Raw genomic sequence first — 5522 nt, forward strand, 5'->3', positions numbered from 1 at the left:
CGTAGCGGCCGAGCGTTTCCCGGTCCGGCACGATGTCGAGATAGTAGCCGCCGATCACCCGCTCGGCATAGGCGCTGGACGTGCCCCGCACGGACCGCAGCACCCGCTCGATCTCGCGGGCGCTCTGCTCCATCTGGGCGAGATCGGTGCCGAACACCTTGACCCCGACCGGAGTGCGGATGCCGGTCGCCAGCATGTCGATGCGGGCGCGGATCGGCATGGTCCAGGCGTTCGACACGCCGGGGAATTGCAGCGCCTGGTCCATCTCGGCCTTCAGGCTGTCGATGGTGACGCCGGGCCGCCATTCGCTCTTCGGCTTCAGATTGATGATGGTCTCGAACATCTCAGTCGGCGCCGGATCGGTCGCGGTCAGTGCTCGCCCGGCCTTGCCATAGACCGAAGCCACCTCCGGGAAGCTCTTGATGATGCGGTCCTGCACCTGCAGCAGCTCGGCGGCCTTGGTGATGGAGATGCCCGGCAAGGTGGTCGGCATGTACATCAACGTGCCCTCGTCGAGGCTCGGCATGAACTCCGAACCGAGCTGGCGTGCCGGCCAGAGCGTCACCCCGAGCACGACAAGCGCGACGAGGATGGTGAGCGTCTTGGCCTTCAGGACGCCGCGGATGACCGGGCGGTAGACCCAGATCAGGAACCGGTTGATCGGGTTCCGGTGCTCCGGAATGATCCGGCCGCGCACGAAGACCACCATGAGCGCGGGCACCAGCGTCACCGATAGAAGGGCCGCGGCCGCCATGGCGAAGGTCTTGGTGAAGGCGAGCGGGCCGAACATCCGGCCTTCCTGCGATTCCAGCGTGAAGATCGGCAGGAAGGAGACGGTGATGACCAGCAGGCTGAAGAACAGCGCCGGACCGACCTGGCTCGCCGCCTCGATCAGGATCTCGACCCGCGGCTTGTCCGGTGACGCGCGCTCCAGATGCTTGTGGGCGTTCTCGATCATCACGATGGCGGCGTCGATCATGGCGCCCACCGCGATGGCGATGCCGCCCAGGCTCATGATGTTGGAGCCGAGCCCGATCGCCTTCATCGCCGCGAACGCCATCAGGATGCCGACCGGCAGCATCAATATGGCGACCAGCGCGCTGCGCAGATGCAGCAGGAACACCACGCAGACCAGCGCGACGATGATGCTTTCCTCGATCAGCGTGCCCTTCAGCGTCTCGATCGCCCGGCCGATCAGCTCGGATCGGTCATAGACCGGCACGATTTCGGCGCCCTTGGGGAGGCTGGAGGCGATCTCGGCAAGCCGCGCCTTGACGTTCTCGATCACGGTCAGCGCATTGGCACCGAAGCGCTGCAGCACGATGCCGCTGGTGACTTCGCCCTCGCCATTGAGCTCGGTGATGCCGCGTCGCTCATCCGGCCCGATCTCTACGCGGGCCACACGCCGAACTCGGCGAGGCGAGCGTCAACTTCAGGATGATCGGCAAGCACGCGAACCGCAGCCATCGAATCGCTCCCACGATAATTTTCTTACCCTCATTTGTGGAGGAAAAAATTATCGCGAGCAACTGTCTTGGTTGGGTGGTCGGGGGCGGCGAAGGATCGAAGAAGAGTTCTAGTGTGAAGGTATACTCCGCCATCGCCGGCCACCGAGCGCAATAGCGGGCCTGATCTTCGCGGGCAGCCTCATATTCGTAACCGCCGTGCTCAAAAAGATCTGAAGCAAGAGACTCGCGCGCGTTGAGCTATCAAGGTCTGGAATGAAGAGCCGGGCTTCGCTGCGAATTGCCCGCCCTGTCACCCACGCCCCCAGGAGAGGAGCCGCAGCGCGTTCAGGGTCACCAGCACGGTGGCGCCGGTGTCGGCCACAATCGCGGGCCACAGCCCGGTGATGCCGGCAATGGTGGTGACGAGGAATACCGCCTTCAGCCCCAGCGAGATGGCGATGTTCTGGTGAATGTTGCCCATGGTGCGCCGGGACAGGGCGATCATGGAGGCAACGTCCTTCACCCGGCCATGGAGGGCGGCGGCATCCGCCGTTTCCAGCGCCACGTCGGTGCCGCCGCCCATGGCGATGCCGATGTCGGCGGCGGCCAGCGCCGGGGCGTCGTTGATGCCGTCGCCCACCTTGGCCACCACCGCGCCTTCTTGCTGCAGCTCGCCGACGATGCGCAGCTTGTCCTGCGGCAGCAGCTCGGCACGCACCTCGATGCCCAGCTGCCGGCCGATAGCCTCCGCCGTGCGCCGGTTGTCGCCGGTGAGCATCAGCGTGCGGATGCCCTCCCGCTTCAGCGCGGCAAGGCCCTCGGGGGCGTCGGGGCGGGGCTCGTCGCGCATGGCGATGGCCCCGGCGATGGCGCCGTCGGCCACCAGCAGGGACACGGTCTTGCCGGCGTCGTTCAATGCCGCGATCCGGTCGGCCTGCTCTTGCGACAGGGCCGCGCGCGCGGCGGCGGCCTGGGGCGAGCCGAGGAACACCTCGCGTCCTTCCACCTGCGCCGACACGCCCTTGCCGCCCAGCGCCTGCGCGGCTTCCGCCACGGGAATGGCGATGGCGTCCGCTGCCGCGCGATCAAGGATGGCCTTGGCGAGGGGGTGGCTCGAACCGGTCTCCAGCGCTGCCGCGAGGCGCAGCACCTCGGCGTCCGGCAGGGCGAAGGCGATCACGTCCGTCACTTGCGGCTTTCCTGCGGTGAGGGTGCCGGTCTTGTCGAAGCAGACGGTGGTGACCTTGCCCGCCGTCTCCAGCACGGCGCCGCCCTTCAGCAGCAGCCCGCGCCGCGCCCCGGCGGAGAGGCCGGCTGCGATGGCGGCCGGGGTCGAGATCACCAGCGCGCAGGGGCAGCCGATGAGGAGGATGGCAAGGCCCTTGTAGATCCAGGCATCCCACGCCCCGCCGAACAGCAGCGGCGGGATGACCGCCACCAGCGCCGCCACCACCACCACGCCGGGGGTGTAGTAGCGCGAGAAGCGATCGATGAGCCGCTCGGTGGGCGCGCGCTTTTCCTGCGCCTCCTCCACCAGCTTCACCACCCGGGCGATGGTGTTGTCCTCGGCGGTGGCGGTGACGCGCACGCGCAGCGCCGCCTCCCCGTTCACGGTGCCGGCGAAGACGGTGGCGTCGGGCCCCTTGCGCACCGGCACGCTCTCGCCGGTCACCGGGCTCTCGTCGATGCCGCTCTCGCCGGCGACGATGAGGCCGTCAGCGGAAATCCGGTCGCCGGGCCGCACCAGGATCACCTCGCCCACGACGAGGCTGGCGGCGGGCACCTCGACCGTGGCGCCGTCGCGCTCCACCAATGCGGTCTTTGGCACCAGCGCGGTGAGCGCGCGGATGCTGGCGCGCGCCCGGCCGGCGGCGACGCCTTCCAGCAATTCGCCCACCAGGAACAGGAACACCACCGCCGCCGCCTCCTCGGCCGCGCCGATGACCACGGCGCCCGCCGCTGCGATGGTCATCAGCATCTCGATGGTGAAGGGCATGCCGTTCGCGGCGGCCGCGATGGCGCGCCGGGCGATGGGCACGAGGCCCACCAGCATGGCGGCGAGGAACAGCCACGATTGCACCGCCGGGACGAAGGTCCCGATGCCGGAGGCCGCAACCAAAGCGAGGCCGCTCAGGAGGGTGAGGCGCGCCTTGCCGGTGGACCACCATCTGCCTTCGGCGGCGGGGACAGCACCATGGTCGTGGCCGCCGGTTTCGGCGTGGTCGTGCTTTGCGTGATCGTGGCCGGTGTGGTCGTGGCCCGCATGGTCGTGGTCGGAATGATCGTGCCCCGCGCAGCTCTCTCCATGGTCGTGTGCCTTGCGCTGCCCGCCGCCGGCCGCGAGCGGAGCGAGGGCGTAGCCCATGGGGGAAGGCGCCCGGCGAGGGGCGCAAGGTCGGCGTCCGGGGCGTGGCGGATCACCAGCGTGCCGGCCGCCACCGAGACCTCGGCTTCCGCCACGCCGGCGATGCGCAGCGTGGTGCCCTCGATCTTCGCGGCGCAGGAGGCGCAGTCCATCCCGGTCACCCGGAACCGGCTTTGAACGAGAGGAGCGGTCATGATGCGGCCTTTCTTTGCGTCACGCTGCGGATCCTAGATGCTCTAGTCACTAGAGGAGCAAGCCCCAATGTCCGGCCCGTCGTCCGAAAATTTTCCCGACCTCCTGCCCATCGGCGCGGCGGCGCGCTTAAGCGGGGTGAAGGTGCCCACCATCCGCTTCTATGAGGAGATCGGCCTGATGCCGGCGCTGCCGCGCACCGAGGGCAACCGCCGCCTCTACAGCGCCACCCACCTGCAGCGGCTGGCCTTCATCCGCCATGCGTGCGAGCTGGGCTTTGACATCGAGGCTATCCGCACCCTGCTGACGCTGCAGGACCGGCCCGAGCAGTCGTGCGCGGCGGCGGACGAGATCGCCAGCGCGCGGCTGATCGAGGTGCGCAGCCGCATCGCCGCGCTAAGGGCGCTGGAGGCGGAGCTTCAACGCATGGTCGACGGCTGCGCCCACGGCCACGTGGCACAGTGCAGGGTGATCGAGACGCTTTCCGATCACGGACAATGTCAATTTCATAACGGCCAGGGCGAAAACCTTGGGATCGGCCGAAATTCAAGCGATCTCCCAAGCTTTTCGGGTACGCTGACGCAGCGCTTCCGAAAGACTTGACACATCGCGGCTCTTGGGGTCTCTCATGGTCCATGCTTCGCGTCTTGGCAAAAGTCCTCATGTCGATCACCGGTCCGGCGTTCCGCCGCGCCGTGTCGGTCGTCGTGGTGGCATGCCTTGTGGCCGGGCCGTTCGCAAGCGCACTGGCAGCGCATCACATCTTTGATGTGGACGGCGCTCTGGGAGAGTTGGCTGGGACCTCAGTTACGCTGACGGGCGTCGGTGTGTCGAGCACCGACCTGTCGCCCGTCGAGGCATCCGTTGCGGACCCCTCCCTCGCCGCTACGGATGCCAAGGTGTTCGGCGCCGCGCATGACCCGGCCCAGCCCCAGCCTGCCTCGGACCATGACTGCCATGGCTGCTCCATGGTGGTGCCATATACTCCGGCAGCAAGCGAGGCCCTGCGTCTGCCATCCACGTCGGAGGTAGCGCCCACGCGCCTGAGCGCCGGCCGCTCCGTTCCCGCAGACATCCGCCCCCCGCGCGCCTGATCCGACTTCTGCTCGCGCGCTGACGCCCCGCGTCGGCGATCCGCCATCAGACTTTGGATCAGATCATGTCGCCTCGTGCCCTCGCGCTTGCGCTTGGGGCAGCGCTCGCGCTGCTTCACGCGTCGCAGACGCGCGCCGAAACCGCCCGTCCGCTGACCCTCACAAGCGCCCTCGCCAGCGCCCTTGCCGCCAATCCGCGCCTCACGGCGGCGGAACGCGACATCGGCATCGCAGCCGGCCGCAATACCCAGGCCGGGGCCCTGCCCAACCCCAACCTCTCCCTAGAGGTGGACAATGCGGCGGGCTCGGGCTCCTACCAGGGGCTGGACCTTGCCGAGCAGACGATCCAGATCAGCCAACTGGTAGAGCTGGGCGGCAAGCGCGAGGCGCGGCTGGCGGCGCCGGCGCCGGGGTCGGCGTGGC

Annotated in this window: 1 protein-coding gene and 4 pseudogenes; 3 read left to right on the forward strand and 2 right to left on the reverse strand. The window is 68.5% G+C overall.

Annotation, left to right across the window (positions count from 1 at the left end):
- Together AC2W7M_RS18850 and AC2W7M_RS18855 are read right to left on the reverse strand one after the other, a co-directional pair.
- A pseudogene (locus tag AC2W7M_RS18850) lies at window positions 1-1420 on the reverse strand (efflux RND transporter permease subunit); the annotation flags it as partial.
- Between the two features lie 338 nt (window positions 1421-1758).
- Window positions 1759-4007 (reverse strand): annotated as a pseudogene (locus AC2W7M_RS18855) (heavy metal translocating P-type ATPase).
- Window positions 4008-4074: 67 nt separating this feature from the next.
- Between AC2W7M_RS18855 and AC2W7M_RS18860 the strand changes: the two are divergent.
- The 3 genes and pseudogenes from AC2W7M_RS18860 to AC2W7M_RS18870 all read left to right on the forward strand — a co-directional run.
- Window positions 4075-4509: pseudogene (locus AC2W7M_RS18860) on the forward strand (MerR family transcriptional regulator); the annotation flags it as partial.
- Between the two features lie 158 nt (window positions 4510-4667).
- Window positions 4668-5099, forward strand: a complete 432-nt coding sequence (locus AC2W7M_RS18865) for a hypothetical protein (protein WP_149577664.1) — start codon at window positions 4668-4670, stop codon at window positions 5097-5099.
- Window positions 5100-5164: 65 nt separating this feature from the next.
- Window positions 5165-5522: pseudogene (locus AC2W7M_RS18870) on the forward strand (TolC family protein); the annotation flags it as partial.

The organism is Xanthobacter sp. BG11Y11_SDJG (genome assembly GCF_057364445.1).

Excerpts from the sequence above, each read along its gene's own strand:
- AC2W7M_RS18865 (WP_149577664.1), top strand. The coding sequence starts at position 4,668 with ATGTCGATCACCGGTCCGGCGTTCCGCCGCGCCGTGTCGGTCGTCGTG.